Below are 13,528 nucleotides of genomic sequence, written 5' to 3'. Positions count from 1 at the left end.
TCCGGTTTGATCGCACCAAGGTCGCTATGAGGACAATGGCCGCGCCGCAATCCCACATCATTGAAGCCGAAAGTCTACTTGCCCGACCGGGTCTCGCGCTGTCATGTTTGTGTCACGACTCACTTTCACTATCCCACCTCTGAACCCGATAACAACAAGGACGGCTGACCATGCCCACCCAAAACCCACACCACGTTGCCGGACTCTGTACATCCAGCAAGGTCTACAGCGCACTGACCGAACTCAAGCACCTGGAAGGCCACCGCAACGCAAAATTCCTCGCACTGCTGGCCGAAAGCCTGGTGCGCAAAGGCCTGCTCAATGAGCAGGAAGTGGTGAACATGCTCGACCAAGTGGTGGAGTGACGCCTGGCGTTGATGTCGACTATCAAGCCGGGTGATTTTTCCTCGACGCTGGCACCCCGTAAGGTGACCCCATAGCGATTGGAGGTCCTTATGCCCACTGTTCAGATCATGTCCGTCATCGGCAGCGCCGTTCCTGCCCCCCTGCGCAAGCTGGGTGTACTCGCCTGCTGGTACCTGATGCACGATGGCGAGCCCGTCAGCGGCCCGCTCACTTCGTTATCGGCTGCCGAACAACAAGCGGCAACCTTCAGGCTCCGTGCCTGAAGCCTAGGGCAACGGCAACTTGACCCGTGGCTTGCTTTCGACAAATAGCGCCCAGCTGGACATGAACAACGCCGCCACCAGCGGCCCGATCACAAAGCCGTTCAGGCCGAACACCGACAGGCCGCCCAGGGTCGAGATCAGAATCAGGTAGTCCGGCATCTTGGTGTCCTTGCCCACCAGAATCGGGCGCAGCACGTTATCCACCAGGCCGATGACGAATACGCCGAACAGGCCCAGCACCACGCCTTGCCAGATCGCCCCGCTCAACAGGAAGTATGCCGCCACCGGCCCCCACACGATCCCTGCGCCCACCGCCGGCAGCAGTGAGAGAAACGCCATCAACACCGCCCAGAGCAACGCGCTGGGAATGTCCAGAAACCAGAAGATCAAACCGCCCAACGCCCCTTGGGTCACGGCAACCAGCACGTTGCCCTTGACCGTGGCGCGCACCACGCGGTTGAACTTGAGTTGCAGACGGCGCTTTTGCGGCTCGGCCAGCGGCACCGCTGTGCGGACTTTACGCACCAGCTCCGGGCCGTCACGCAGCAGGAAAAACAGCAGATACAGCATGATGAAAAAGCTCACCAGGAAATCGAACGTACCCTGGCCAAAGCTGAACGCCTGGCTGGCAAAGAACTGGCTGCCCTGCATCGCGCTCTTGACGATTTTCTCGCGCAGGCCTTCCAGGTTGCCCATGCCGAAGCGGTCCAGAAGGTGCTGAAAGTAAGGTGGCAGGAAGTTCTTGAACTGTTCGATATACCCGGCCACGTCCAGCTTGCCGCTTTCGACATTTTTGTACAGCGTGGCCCCCTCCTGCACCAGCAAGGCGCTGGTGATGATCACCGGCAGAATCGCAATCACCAGGCACACCATCAGGGTGGCCAGGGAAGTCAGGTTGCGGTTCCAGCCGACTTTCACCTGCAGACGCCGCTGCATCGGGGCAAAGATGATACCCAGGATGACTGCCCAGAACACCGCGCCGTAAAACGGCAGCAATATCCAGATAAAGGCGACGGTCACCAGGGCCAGCAGTAACAGCAGCGTTTTGAATTGCAGGTTGGTTTGATTCATGTCCGATCCATGTCAAAAAAGCCGGACGCGCGTTTGCGTCCAAATGCTTAGTCCATCGCAATCGCTGGGAGTGCCCTCTTTGTTGCAGCAAGCGTAGACCTGGATCAATAAATCCCTGTACGCCTTCGGCTACGCTCGCGACCTTTTGGGTCCCACTCCCTATGTCTCTCGTCCTTGCCCCCGAACTGCTCGCCCCCGCTGGCACCCTGAAAAACATGCGCTACGCCTTCGCCTATGGCGCCGATGCGGTATACGCCGGCCAGCCGCGCTACAGCCTGCGCGTGCGCAACAACGAATTCGACCACGCCAACCTGGCCCTGGGTATCGAGGAAGCCCATGCGCTGGGCAAGCGGTTCTACGTGGTGGTGAACATCGCGCCGCACAACGCCAAGCTGAAGACCTTCCTCAAGGACTTGGCCCCGGTGATCGCCATGGGCCCGGATGCGCTGATCATGTCCGACCCGGGGCTGATCATGCTGGTGCGTCGCCACTTCCCGATGATGCCCATCCACTTGTCGGTGCAGGCCAATACCGTGAACTGGGCCAGTGTGGAATTCTGGCAACAGCAAGGGATCTGCCGGGTGATTCTGTCGCGGGAATTGTCCCTGGAAGAGATCGGCGAAATCCGTGAGCAGGTGCCGGCCATGGAGCTGGAAGTGTTTGTCCACGGCGCCTTGTGCATGGCCTATTCCGGGCGCTGCCTGCTCTCGGGCTATATGAACAAGCGCGACGCCAACCAAGGCACCTGCACCAACGCCTGTCGCTGGAAATACCAGGCCACGCCGGCAGTGGAAAACGCCACCGGCGATATCGTCCAGCAATACCGGCCGCAACCCACACTGGGCATTGGTGCACCGACCGATCAGGTGTTCCTGTTGCAGGAAGCCAACCGCCCGGATGAACAGATGCCCGCCTTCGAAGACGAGCACGGCACCTACATCATGAACGCCAAGGACCTGCGCGCAGTGCAGCATGTGGAGCGCCTGACGCGTATGGGTGTGCATTCGTTGAAGATCGAAGGCCGTACCAAGTCCCACTTCTACTGCGCGCGTACCACCCAGGTGTATCGCCAGGCCATCGATGATGCGGTGGCGGGTCGCGAGTTTGACCGCAGCCTGATGACCAACCTGGAGTCACTCGCGCAACGCGGCTACACCGAAGGTTTCCTGCGCCGCCATGTACACGACGAATACCAGAACTACCAGAACGGCAGTTCGGTGTCGGAGCGTCAGCAGTTCGTCGGGGAATTGACCGGCGAGCGCCGGGGCGAGCTGGCCGAGGTCAAGGTGAAAAACCGTTTTGCGTTGGGCAATCACCTGGAATTGATGACCCCCGCCGGCAATTTTCACTTCGACCTGGCCACACTGCACAACGCCAAGGGCGAAGCCATCGAGGTGGCGCCGGGGGATGGGCACACGGTGTATGTGCCCTTGCCGGCGGAGATGGATCTGCGCTTCGGCCTCTTGATGCGCGACGTCTTGTAGCCCTGTTCAGATCCTGAACTGGCCCACCAGTTGGCCCAAGCGCTGGCCGAGATCCGCCAGGCTGCGCGACGTCTGGGCCCCCAACTGGGTTTCATCGGCCACGCTGTCTACCGCCACGGCAATCTGATGCACGCTGCGGTTGATCTCTTCGGCCACGGCGGTCTGCTCTTCGGCGGCGCTGGCAATTTGCGCGTTCATCGAGTTGATGGTGCCGATCAACTGCGCGATGGTGTCCAACGACGCCCCGGCTTCGTTGGCCTGGACCGAGGTGCCGTCGCCGGCGTCGCTGGAACGGCGCATGGCCTCCACAGCGGCTACGGTGCCTTTTTGCAGGCGGTCGATCATGCCCTGGATTTCCTGGGTGCTGGTCTGGGTGCGGCTGGCCAGGGCGCGCACTTCGTCGGCGACCACGGCGAACCCGCGACCGGCCTCCCCCGCCCGCGCGGCTTCGATCGCGGCGTTAAGGGCCAACAGGTTGGTCTGTTCGGCAATCGAGCGGATGACGCTGAGCACGCTGACAATCGACGACACGTCCTGTTGCAGACTGTCGAGGGACACCCCGCTGCTGCGGATATCGTTCACCAACGCATGGATCTGCGCGATGCTGCGGTCCACCACGCGCTTGGCGGCTTGGCCCTCGACGTCGGTCTGTTGCGCCGCGACGGAGGCGCCTTGGGCACTGTGCGCAACTTCCTGGGCGGCGGCGGACATCTGATTGATCGCGGTGGCCACCTGGTCGGTCTCGTGACGCTGACGCTCCATGGCCTGTTCCGAGCGCTGCGCCTGGTCGGACACCTGGCCCACCAGCCCGGTGAGTTGCGCGGTCATTTCGGTGATCTGGCGTACAAGGCCGTGGATCTTGTCGACAAAACGGTTGAAAGCCCCGGCCAGATCGCCAAGCTCATCCTGGCTGGTGATAGCCAGGCGCCGCGTCAGGTCGCCTTCGCCGGCGGCGATGTCGTCGAGGTTGGCTTTCATCAGGTGCAGCGGACGCAGGATGGTATTGGCCAGGACCATGCCCGCCGCAGCAATCACCAGCAGCACCAGCACGGCCACGCCGAGGATACTCAGCAATACGCCCTCCATGCGTTTCTCGACCTTGGCCTCGACCACCGCCACCTGGGCGTCGATGCCATCCAGGTTGACCGAGGTGCCGATGACCATGTCCCACTTGGGCAGGTACTCGGTGTAGCCCAGTTTGGGCACCAGTTCGGTCTGCCCGGGCTGGGTCGAGCTGTATTGCAGGTAGTGGGTGCCGTCCTTGCCGACCTTGACCAGGTCGCGGTTGACGTAGACCCCATTGGGGTCGCGGTTGTCCTTGAAACTCTTGCCCACGCCGTCCGGGCTGTTGCCCTTGAACAGGCGGATGGTCTCGGAGTCGTAGCCGAAGAAGTAGCCGTCCTTGCCGTAGCTGGTATTGGACAGCAGCTTAACCACCTCGGCACGCACCGCCGTATCACCCGGGGCGGCGGCGTCGTAGAGCGGCTTGATCGTGGTCATTGCCACTTCCACATAGCTCTGCAGAGTGGCCTTGGCGGCGTCGAGCAAGTGCTGGCGGGTCTCATCCACCTCGTTGCGCGCTTGCCCCTGCAGGATCCACACCGTGGTCAGGCTAATCACCAGGGCGAACAACAGCACGGGCACTATGGCAAGGGACAGGACTTTGACCTTCAGGCTCAGACGCATGGCTTTTCTCTCTTATTCATGGCGACTTAAGAGGTTATCGGCCCACTGCGCGGATTCTGTAGGGCTACCTCGTCAGAGCGTCATCGCCGCCACCCAGCCAAACACCAGCAGCGGAATGTTGTAATGCAGGAACGTCGGCACCACAGTGTCCCAGATGTGGTGGTGCTGGCCGTCGATATTGAGGCCGGAGGTGGGGCCCAGGGTCGAATCCGACGCCGGCGAACCGGCATCGCCCAAGGCACCGGCCGTGCCGACGATGCAGACGATGGCCAGCGGGCTGAAACCCAATTGCACACACAGCGGCACGAAAATCGCGGCCAGGATCGGCACCGTGGAAAACGACGAGCCGATCCCCATGGTCACCAGCAACCCCACCAGCAGCATCAGCAACGCGCCTACCCCACGGCTATGGCCGATGAACGCCGCCGACGTTTCCACCAGCGAGCGCACGTCACCGGTGGCCTTGAGCACTTCGGCAAACCCTGAGGAGGCGATCATGATGAAGCCGATCATCGCCATCATCTTCATGCCTTCGGTGAACAAATCGTCCGTCTCGCGCCAGCGCACGATGCCCGACACCGAAAAAATCAGGAACCCGGCCAGGGCGCCGATGATCATCGAGTCCAGCCACAACTGAATGATGAACGCCGAGGCAATCGCCAGGCCGGCCACCAACAGGGTCAGCGGGTTGTACTGCACCGCGACCTGTTCGACCCGCTCGATTTTCTCCAGGTCGTACACACGTTTTTTGCGGTAGCTGACAAACACCGCCACCAGCAGGCCGACCACCATGCCCAGCGCTGGCAGGCCCATGGCGTGGGTCACGTTGACCTGGCTGATGTCCACGCCGCTCTTGGCCACATTGGCCAGCAGGATCTGGTTGAGGAAGATGTTGCCGAAGCCCACCGGCAGGAACATGTAAGGCGTGATCAAACCGAAGGTCATCACGCAGGCGATCATGCGGCGGTCCAGTTGCAGTTTGGTCAGGACGTATAACAACGGCGGCACCAGCAGCGGGATAAACGCGATATGAATCGGCAGGATGTTTTGCGACGCAATCGCCACCACCCACAGCAAGCCGATCAGTAACCATTTGACATGGCTGCCGCCGCTGGCTTCCTGGCGATCGACCAGCAGGAGCGCCTTGTCCGCCAGGGCATGCGCCAGGCCGGACTTGGCAATCGCTACCGCGAAAGCGCCGAGCAATGCGTAGGACAAAGCCACCGTCGCGCCACCACCCAGCCCACCGTTGAAGGCCTTGAGCGTAGCGTCGATGCCCAGGCCACCCGTCAGCCCGCCCACCAGGGCGCCGACGATAATGGCGATGACCACATGCACGCGGGACAGGCTGAGCACCAGCATGGTGCCGACTGCGGCGATGACTGCGTTAATCATGGTTACCTCAAGCAAAAAATCAAACAACAGGCATACCCGCGCCCTAGCGGCCATTGTGGATGACTGCCGGCGTACAGGCTTAAAGGAGGTCTTATTAGAGGGCGCGCACTTTGCAGCAGGCGCGCCCGCATGTCAAAAAACGGCGTCGCTTACAGATTTAAATTGAACGTTTGAATAAAGAAAAAATTACAGCCGCCGATACTAAGGGCTCTCTATGTTTTCAGGTTAAGGATGCCCCGCGATGTCCCTCAGACAGCTGTCCATTCAATGGAAAATCACCCTGCTCGCAGGCCTCTGCCTGCTGGGGATCGTGACCCTGCTGGTGGGTCTGTCGCTGTATCGCATGGAACAGAGTTCGCAACGGGTCAAAGCCTCCAGCATGCACATGCTCGATGAAGCGGCCCAGGCGCGTATCGAAGCCCAGGGCGAAGCGCAGGCGCTGGGCATCCGCCGGCAGTTCATGGATGCCTATCAATACGGTCATGGGTTTTCCCGCCAGGTGCTGTTCCTGCGCGAACAGGCGGAAAAACGCTTCCTCGACGCCTTCGACACCCGTGAAGACTTGACCCGCCAGGTCAAGGCCGCTTTGCAGGCCAACCCCGACCTGCTCGGGTTGTCCCTGGTGTTCGAAGCCAATGCCCTGGACGGCAAGGATGAGCTGTTCGTCAACCAGGCAGAGCTGGGCAGCAACGACAAAGGCCGGTTCGCCCTCTATTGGTCACAGCCGACGCCCGGCACACTCACCGCCATGTCGCTGCCCGAAAGCGACATGTCCGACACCCGCATCGGTCCGAGCGGCGAAAAGGCCAACGCCTGGTTCACCTGCCCGCGCACCACCCTCAAACCGTGCGTGATCGAACCGTACTTCTATGTCATCGACGGCCAAAACGTGCTGATGACCAGCCTCGTGTTCCCGCTGACGGTGAATGGCAAAGTCATCGCCTCGCTGTCGGTGGACATCAACCTCAACAGCCTACAGGCGGTGAGCCAGCAGACGAGCCACAAGCTGTATGACGGCCAGACCCAAGTCAGCATTCTCAGCCCCACCGGCTTACTGGCCGGCTACAGCGCGGATGCGAGCAAGCTCAGCCAGCGCCTGGACCAGGTCGACCCCGCCAGCGGCGCGCAATTGATCAGCGCCCTGGCCGGCAGCGCGCGGATCAGCAGCCTGCGGGCCGACCATCGACTCAAGGTCTTGGCGCCGTTCGCGCCGATCCCCGACGGCAAACCGTGGGGCGTGTTGCTGGATGTGCCGGAAAAAATCCTGGTGGGCCCGGCCGAAGCGCTCAAGGCGCAACTGGACGCCGATAACACCCGAGGCACCTTGCTCGAATTGAGCCTGGGCCTGCTCGCCGCCGTAATCGGCCTGGGGCTGGTGTGGCTGATGGCGCGAAGCGTGACCCGGCCGATCCTGGGCGTGGCGCACATGCTCGAAGACATCGCCAGCGGCGAAGGCGACCTGACCCGCCGCCTGGCCTACGACAAACAGGACGAGCTGGGGCAGTTGGCCGGCTGGTTCAACCGTTTCCTCGACAAGCTGCAACCGATCATCGCCGAGGTCAAACGCTCGGTGCAGGACGCCCGTGGCACCGCCGACCAATCCGCCGCGATCGCCAGCGAGACCAGCGCCGGCATGGAACAGCAATACCGCCAGGTAGATCAGGTGGCCACCGCCTCCCATGAAATGAGCGCCACCGCCCAGGACGTCGCCCGCAGCGCGGCCCAGGCCGCCCAAGCCGCACGCGATGCGGACCAGGCCACCCGTGATGGCCTGAAAGTCATCGACCGCACCACCACTAACATCGGCCATCTGGCAGCGGACATGAGCACCGCCATGACCCAGGTTGAAGGCCTGGCGACCAACAGCGCGCAGATCGGCTCTGTGCTCGAAGTGATTCGCGGCATCGCCGAGCAGACCAACCTGCTGGCCCTCAACGCCGCCATCGAAGCCGCCCGCGCCGGTGAGGCCGGCCGTGGGTTTGCGGTGGTGGCCGACGAAGTGCGCAACCTCGCCCGACGAACCCAGGAATCGGTGGAAGAAACCCGCCTGGTGATCGAGCAACTGCAAAGCGGCACCACCGATGTGGTCGGCGCCATGGGCAACAGCTATCGCCAGGCCCAGGGCAGCGTCGAACAAGTCGGCGAGGCGGTCACCGCCCTACGCCAGATCGGCGAAGCGGTCACGGTGATCAGCGACATGAACCTGCAGATCGCCAGTGCCGCCGAAGAGCAAAGCGCGGTGGCCGAAGAGATCAACAGCAACGTGGCGACGATCCGCGATGTGACCGAGTCGCTGTCGGAGCAGGCCAACGAATCGGCGCGGGTCAGCCAGGCGTTGAACAGCCTGGCCAATCAGCAACAGCGGTTGATGGATCATTTCAAAGTGTGAGCGACCGACACCGCGCCTGAAGGAGATCCCATGTGGGAGGGGGCTTGCCCCTCCCCCATTTTTAACCGGCCCTAGCGTTTGGGCAGTTCGATCAGCACCTTGAGCCCGCCCAGTTCGCTTTCCTGCAACTGCAACACCCCGCCCCACACCTCGACGATATCGCGCACGATCCCCAGGCCCAGGCCGTGGCCGTCGATCTGTTCATCCAGGCGCGTGCCACGGCTGAACACCTGGTCACGCTGGGCCTCGGGAATGCCGGGGCCGTCGTCTTCCACCGCCAGCAGGTAACTGTGCGGCGTCTCGCTGACGCTCAGGCGCACCTCGGCATCCGCCCATTTGCAGGCGTTGTCCAGCAGGTTGCCGAGCAGCTCCAGCAAGTCTTCGCGATCCCAGGGCAATTGCAGATCTGGGGCGGCGTGGTGGCTCAAGTCCAGGTGGTCGCCGTGGACCATGTTCAGGGTCGCCAGCAAGCCCGGCAGCTCTTTCGCGCAATCAAACAAGGCGCCCGGCAGGGTTTCGCCGGCCAGGCGCGCGCGATTGAGTTCGCGGTTGAGGCGCTGTTGCACCTGTTCAAGCTGCTCGTGCAACAGCGTGCGCAAGTGCGGCTGATCCTTGAGCGCTTCGCTCGATGCCGCGCTCAACAGCACCGCCAGCGGGGTTTTCAGCGCGTGGCCAAGGTTGCCCAGGGCATTGCGTGAACGCTTGAGGCTGTCTTCGGTGTGGGCCAGCAGGTGATTGATCTGCGCCACCAGCGGCTCCAGCTCCTGCGGCACCTGGGTGTCGAGTTGCGAGCGCTGGCCCTGTTGCAACTGGGCGATCTGGTTGCGCGCAATTTCCAGCGGGCGCAACGCGCGACGGACCGTGACCCGTTGTAGGATCAACACCAGCAACAGGGCCGCCCCCCCCAGCACCAGGCCGATCTGACGCATCAGCCGAAAGCTTTCCCGCACGGGCGTGTAGTCCTGGGCCACGCTGATGGAAATCGATTGGCCGAAGCGCTTGTAGTCCGAGCGCAGTACCAACAGTTGCTGACGTTCCGGCCCCAGTTGCAGGTTGCCCTTGAGCCCGGCCTCGGGCAGGCGTGGCAGCTCTTGGTCCCACAATGAGCGGGAGCGCCAGTGGGTGTCGGCGAAATCGATACGAAAATAATGCCCCGAGAACGGCCGCTGATAGGCCGGCGACAAGCGTTGCTCGTCGAGTTGCACACCATTCGGCCCGCGCACCAGCGCGACCAGCAGGTTCTCGCTGTCGTTGCGCAAACCGGCTTCCAAATAGCGCTGCAAACCGGCTTCGAACAACCATAGGCTGGTTTGCGCCAGCACCACACCGACCACCACCATCACGCTGATCAGCCCCAGGCTCAGCTGCCGCTGGATCGACCTCATGCAGGACTGGCGCCAAACAGATACCCCTGGCCGCGCCGGGTTTCGATCACACTGCGGCCCAATTTCCGGCGCAGGTGGTTGACGTGGACTTCGAGCACATTGGAGTCGCGCTCGGTCTCGCCGTCATATAAGTGCTCGGCCAGATGGCTTTTCGAGAGGATCTGCTCCGGGTGCAGCATGAAATAGCGCAGCAGGCGGAACTCGGCGGCGGTCAGCTGGATTTCGTCGCCGTCGCGCAGCACGCATTGACGCCCTTCATCCAGGTGCAGGCCGGCCGCTTGCAAGGTCGGCTGGTTAGCCTGGCCGTGGGAGCGACGCAACAGCGCCTGGACGCGCAGGTGCAGCTCTTCGGGATGAAACGGTTTGCTCAGGTAATCGTCGGCCCCGGCCTTGAGCCCTTCGATGCGCTCGGCCCAGGAGTCGCGGGCGGTGAGGATCAGCACCGGGGTGGCCAGCGCGGCGGCGCGCCATTGCGCCAGCACCTCAAGCCCGGGCAAGCCGGGCAGGCCGAGGTCAAGGATGATCAAGTCATAGGGTTCGCTGCGGCCCTGGTACGCAGCATCGCGCCCATCGGCCAGCCAATCGACGGCATAGCCCTGGCGCTGCAGGCCGGCCAGCAGTTCATCGGCCAGCGGTACATTGTCTTCCACCAACAGCAGGCGCATCAGTCGTCTTCCTTATCTTTGAGCAACTCACCGGTGCTGGCGTCGAGCTCGATTTCGCGCACCACCCCTTCGACGGTCAGCAATTCGATTTCATAGATATAGCGCACCGGACGATCCTTGTGCTCTTCAAGCTCGGCATCCAGCAGTTTGGCGCCTGGGTAGCGCTCGAACGCAGGCCCCAGCAAGTGTTCCAGCGCGGCGATAACGCCCTTCTGGCGCAGGTGCAAGGCTTCGTCCTGACCAAGATCATGGGCCGACAGGCTTGAGCTGGTTAGCAGCAATACCAGCGCCACCTGACTGCACGCGCGTAGATTTACCTTCATTACGTGTCCTGATGTTCCTTGAGGGTGGCCCGGTTACGGGCGTGGCCCAAATAGGCAATGGGGCAATGATACGGGTGGAGAACAAAATCGTGAGGGTTTTCACGTAAGCCTCCATTTCCGGTTGAATGTCCTACACCGCACCAACGTAACCGTGGCAACTTAACTGAAACTGAATTGCCACCATGGCAATTCAAGCCAGCCGTTTTCCCTCATCGTGCAAGATTTTCTATACTGCCCTGCTCGCTTCAACAGAGACCGGTATGACAGCCATCCACATCAAGTTTCCCGCCCTGACACTCAAGGCCGGCAAGCGCGCCTTTGCGCGCATTCGAGAGCAAGGCCTCACGCCTGCCGATGTCGGTATCCTTCCCGGTGCGGCAGGCGGGCCCAAGGCCTTGGGCATTCAGGGCCTGGACCTGGCGCTGTTCGGCGACTGGCTGCCCCGCGCGCCGCGCGAACGTGCGCTGATCGGTGCCTCCATCGGTTCCTGGCGGTTTGCCAGCGCCTGCCTGCCCGACCCGGTGCAAGGCTTGCTCGACCTCGGCCGCCTGTACAACGAGCAACGCTTTGCCAAAGGCGTGACCATGGCCGAGGTCAGCCAGAGCTGCCGGCGCATGCTCGATGACCTGCTGGCTGGACGCGATGCGCGGGTGCTGGACAACCCCGACTATCGGCTGAACATCATGGTGGTCAAGAGCCACGGCCTGCTCGCCGACGATCACCGCGGGCGCCTGGGCCTGGGCTTGTCGTCGGTGATTGCCGACAACCTGCGCGGCCGCGCACGGCTGGCGCGGCATTTCGAACGGCTGATCATCCATGACCCACGCCAGGCGCCGCCAGTGCATGCGCTGCAGGATTTCCCGTCGCGCTTCCTCGACCTGAACCTGGGCAACCTGCGCCAGGCGCTGCTGGCGTCCGGCTCGATCCCCATGGTGATGCAAGGCGTGCGCGACCTGCCTGGCGCTGGCGCGGGCACCTACCGCGACGGCGGCCTGCTGGATTACCACCTCGACCTGCCCTACCACGGCGATGACATCGTGCTGTACCCGCACTTCACCGACCGCGTCATCCCCGGCTGGTTCGACAAGGGCCTGCCGTGGCGACGCAGCAATCAACAAGGCTTGCAGGACGTGTTGCTGCTGGCACCGTCGAAGGACTACCTGGCCCGCCTGCCCCACGGCAAACTGCCGGACCGCAGCGACTTCAAGCGCTTTCTGGGCGATGACGCGAGTCGCAACAAGTACTGGCAAACCGCAATGAGCGAGAGCCGGCGCCTGGGCGATGAGTTTCTGCAACTGGCCGACCAGGGTGGCCTGGGCGAGCGCTTGCAGGCGCTTTGACCCAGCGGTATGCGCGAGGCGCGATGTAGCTGTTAAACTCGCCGCCTGCCAGAAACCTGACCGAGCTGAAAAATACTGTGGAAATCTTCAAGGAATTTACATTCGAATCCGCCCACCGCCTGCCCCACGTGCCAGACGGCCACAAGTGCGGGCGCCTGCATGGGCATTCGTTCAAGGTGGCGATCCACCTGAGCGGCGACCTGGACCCCCATACCGGCTGGATTCGCGACTTCTCGGAGATCAAGGCGATTTTCAAGCCGCTCTATGAACGCCTCGACCACAACTACCTGAACGACATCCCCGGCCTGGAAAACCCCACCAGCGAAGTACTGGCCAAGTGGATCTGGACCGAATTGAAACCCCTGCTGCCCGAACTCAGCGCGATTCGCATCCATGAAACCTGCACCAGCGGCTGCATCTATCACGGCGAGTAAACCTCACGTCAACGCCCTGTCGGAGCGCCCTATGGAAAACACCTGGCTGGCCCAGGCCAAACGCTTACAGGCATTGGCTTCCACGGGGCTGCATTTTTGCACCGACGACTTCGAACGCGAGCGCCTGGAGGAAATTGCCGAGATCGCCCACAGCATGCTCGCGCAATTGGGCAATGTGCCGCTGGAGCGCATCACCGGGCTGGTCTCGGATTTCGCCCAGCGCTACTCGACGCCGATGATCGATGTACGCGGCGCGGTGATCGACGGCGAGCGCATTCTGCTGGTGCGCGAGGCGACCGATGGTTGCTGGGCGCTGCCGGGGGGTTATGCCGATATCGGTTTGTCGGCGGCGGAAAACATCATCAAGGAAATCCGCGAGGAAGCTGGGCTGACGGTGACGGCGCGGGCGCTCTATAGCGTCACGCACAAGGCCAAGGGCTTGTACCGCGCAGATGTGCGGGACTTCTACAAACTGTATTTCCTGTGTGAACGGGTCGACCAACTGGCGCCGACGGCCGGGTTCGAAACCACCGAGGTGGGGTTTTTCGCCCTCGACAACCTGCCGCCGCTGTCCCGTGGGCGCACCATCGAAAGTGATCTTGAGGCGGCCTTTGCGTTTCATCGCGGCGAGACCACGCAGACGCTGTTCGACTGATCCAATGTGTATCACCGCTGCACCGCTTTCGTGCCCGATTGGGCACCGCGACCACTCCCGCCCGTGCTCCGC

General features: G+C 62.5%; 13 protein-coding genes and 2 pseudogenes. 8 read left to right on the top strand and 7 right to left on the bottom strand.

Features of this window, described 5'->3' with window-relative positions; all coding sequences use genetic code 11:
- Positions 1-170 precede the first annotated feature (170 nt).
- Positions 171-365 carry a hypothetical protein gene (locus ACP7CJ_RS18810; RefSeq protein WP_247406676.1) on the top strand — a complete coding sequence of 65 codons (195 nt, stop codon included), beginning with the start codon at positions 171-173 and terminating at the stop codon, positions 363-365.
- Positions 366-455: 90 nt separating this feature from the next.
- The gene (locus ACP7CJ_RS18805) at positions 456-629 is read left to right on the top strand and encodes a hypothetical protein (RefSeq protein ID WP_247406673.1); all 174 of its coding nucleotides are present in this window, start codon (positions 456-458) and stop codon (positions 627-629) included.
- 3 nt (positions 630-632) lie between these two features.
- On the opposite strand, the gene ACP7CJ_RS18800 is transcribed toward ACP7CJ_RS18805, so the two are convergent.
- A complete protein-coding gene (locus tag ACP7CJ_RS18800; protein ID WP_247406671.1) occupies positions 633-1,700 on the bottom strand; it encodes an AI-2E family transporter in 1,068 nt (355 codons plus the stop codon).
- 161 nt (positions 1,701-1,861) lie between these two features.
- Here ACP7CJ_RS18800 and yegQ point away from each other — a divergent pair, with 161 nt between their 5' ends.
- Positions 1,862-3,184: a tRNA 5-hydroxyuridine modification protein YegQ gene (yegQ, locus tag ACP7CJ_RS18795; protein ID WP_247406669.1), complete on the top strand. Its 1,323-nt coding sequence runs from the start codon at positions 1,862-1,864 to the stop codon at positions 3,182-3,184.
- A 6-nt stretch (positions 3,185-3,190) separates the two neighbouring features.
- Here yegQ and ACP7CJ_RS18790 read toward each other — a convergent pair whose 3' ends face one another.
- From ACP7CJ_RS18790 to ACP7CJ_RS18780, 3 genes and pseudogenes are all read right to left on the bottom strand, one after another.
- A complete protein-coding gene (locus ACP7CJ_RS18790) occupies positions 3,191-3,946 on the bottom strand; it encodes a methyl-accepting chemotaxis protein (RefSeq protein ID WP_426101209.1) in 756 nt (251 codons plus the stop codon).
- A gap of 102 nt (positions 3,947-4,048) precedes the next feature.
- A pseudogene (locus ACP7CJ_RS18785) lies at positions 4,049-4,870 on the bottom strand (cache domain-containing protein); the annotation flags it as partial.
- A gap of 72 nt (positions 4,871-4,942) precedes the next feature.
- Positions 4,943-6,262: a Na+/H+ antiporter family protein gene (locus tag ACP7CJ_RS18780; protein WP_426101207.1), complete on the bottom strand. Its 1,320-nt coding sequence runs from the start codon at positions 6,260-6,262 to the stop codon at positions 4,943-4,945.
- Positions 6,263-6,506: 244 nt separating this feature from the next.
- Here ACP7CJ_RS18780 and ACP7CJ_RS18775 point away from each other — a divergent pair.
- A pseudogene (locus ACP7CJ_RS18775) lies at positions 6,507-7,796 on the top strand (HAMP domain-containing protein); the annotation flags it as partial.
- A 102-nt stretch (positions 7,797-7,898) separates the two neighbouring features.
- Complete coding sequence (locus ACP7CJ_RS18770) at positions 7,899-8,654, top strand: methyl-accepting chemotaxis protein (RefSeq protein ID WP_426101205.1); 756 nt, start codon at positions 7,899-7,901, stop codon at positions 8,652-8,654.
- 71 nt (positions 8,655-8,725) lie between these two features.
- On the opposite strand, the gene ACP7CJ_RS18765 is transcribed toward ACP7CJ_RS18770, so the two are convergent.
- Genes ACP7CJ_RS18765 through ACP7CJ_RS18755 form a run of 3 tightly spaced genes read right to left on the bottom strand, consistent with a single transcriptional unit; the run spans position 8,726 to position 11,027 of the window.
- Positions 8,726-10,039: a sensor histidine kinase gene (locus ACP7CJ_RS18765; RefSeq protein WP_276197372.1), complete on the bottom strand. Its 1,314-nt coding sequence runs from the start codon at positions 10,037-10,039 to the stop codon at positions 8,726-8,728.
- Positions 10,036-10,704 carry a response regulator transcription factor gene (locus ACP7CJ_RS18760; RefSeq protein WP_276197371.1) on the bottom strand — a complete coding sequence of 223 codons (669 nt, stop codon included), beginning with the start codon at positions 10,702-10,704 and terminating at the stop codon, positions 10,036-10,038. Before ACP7CJ_RS18760 ends, ACP7CJ_RS18765 begins: the two co-directional genes overlap by 4 nt.
- Positions 10,704-11,027, bottom strand: a complete 324-nt coding sequence (locus tag ACP7CJ_RS18755) for a PepSY domain-containing protein (protein WP_247407674.1) — start codon at positions 11,025-11,027, stop codon at positions 10,704-10,706. The genes ACP7CJ_RS18760 and ACP7CJ_RS18755 overlap by 1 nt, the downstream gene beginning before the upstream one ends.
- A gap of 260 nt (positions 11,028-11,287) precedes the next feature.
- Here ACP7CJ_RS18755 and ACP7CJ_RS18750 point away from each other — a divergent pair, with 260 nt between their 5' ends.
- The 3 genes from ACP7CJ_RS18750 (at position 11,288) to ACP7CJ_RS18740 (ending at position 13,456) form a co-directional block, all read left to right on the top strand.
- Positions 11,288-12,367 (top strand): patatin-like phospholipase family protein, encoded by a 1,080-nt coding sequence (locus tag ACP7CJ_RS18750; protein WP_276197370.1) that lies wholly within the window; start codon positions 11,288-11,290, stop codon positions 12,365-12,367.
- Positions 12,368-12,444: 77 nt separating this feature from the next.
- Positions 12,445-12,801: a 6-carboxytetrahydropterin synthase QueD gene (gene queD, locus ACP7CJ_RS18745; protein WP_201190933.1), complete on the top strand. Its 357-nt coding sequence runs from the start codon at positions 12,445-12,447 to the stop codon at positions 12,799-12,801.
- Between the two features lie 31 nt (positions 12,802-12,832).
- Positions 12,833-13,456, top strand: coding sequence for an NUDIX hydrolase (locus ACP7CJ_RS18740; RefSeq protein WP_426101033.1), 624 nt, complete (start codon positions 12,833-12,835; stop codon positions 13,454-13,456).
- The last annotated feature ends 72 nt before the right edge of the window (positions 13,457-13,528 follow it).

It is taken from the genome of Pseudomonas sp. PSPC3-2 (assembly GCF_049897085.1).
In the GTDB taxonomy this organism is placed as follows: domain Bacteria; phylum Pseudomonadota; class Gammaproteobacteria; order Pseudomonadales; family Pseudomonadaceae; genus Aquipseudomonas; species Aquipseudomonas paraveronii.
This window is presented reverse-complemented; position numbering and strand designations above follow the sequence as displayed.

Bases quoted from the DNA above. Each gene is read 5' to 3' on its own strand.
- ACP7CJ_RS18810 (WP_247406676.1), top strand. From the start codon at position 171: ATGCCCACCCAAAACCCACACCACGTTGCCGGACTCTGTACATCCAGC.
- ACP7CJ_RS18755 (WP_247407674.1), bottom strand. From the start codon at position 11,027: ATGAAGGTAAATCTACGCGCGTGCAGTCAGGTGGCGCTGGTATTGCTG.
- ACP7CJ_RS18765 (WP_276197372.1), bottom strand. From the start codon at position 10,039: ATGAGGTCGATCCAGCGGCAGCTGAGCCTGGGGCTGATCAGCGTGATG.
- ACP7CJ_RS18800 (WP_247406671.1), bottom strand. From the start codon at position 1,700: ATGAATCAAACCAACCTGCAATTCAAAACGCTGCTGTTACTGCTGGCC.
- ACP7CJ_RS18790 (WP_426101209.1), bottom strand. From the start codon at position 3,946: ATGGAGCGTCAGCGTCACGAGACCGACCAGGTGGCCACCGCGATCAAT.
- ACP7CJ_RS18770 (WP_426101205.1), top strand. From the start codon at position 7,899: ATGGAACAGCAATACCGCCAGGTAGATCAGGTGGCCACCGCCTCCCAT.
- ACP7CJ_RS18760 (WP_276197371.1), bottom strand. From the start codon at position 10,704: ATGCGCCTGCTGTTGGTGGAAGACAATGTACCGCTGGCCGATGAACTG.
- ACP7CJ_RS18750 (WP_276197370.1), top strand. From the start codon at position 11,288: ATGACAGCCATCCACATCAAGTTTCCCGCCCTGACACTCAAGGCCGGC.
- ACP7CJ_RS18805 (WP_247406673.1), top strand. From the start codon at position 456: ATGCCCACTGTTCAGATCATGTCCGTCATCGGCAGCGCCGTTCCTGCC.
- yegQ (WP_247406669.1), top strand. From the start codon at position 1,862: ATGTCTCTCGTCCTTGCCCCCGAACTGCTCGCCCCCGCTGGCACCCTG.
- ACP7CJ_RS18740 (WP_426101033.1), top strand. From the start codon at position 12,833: ATGGAAAACACCTGGCTGGCCCAGGCCAAACGCTTACAGGCATTGGCT.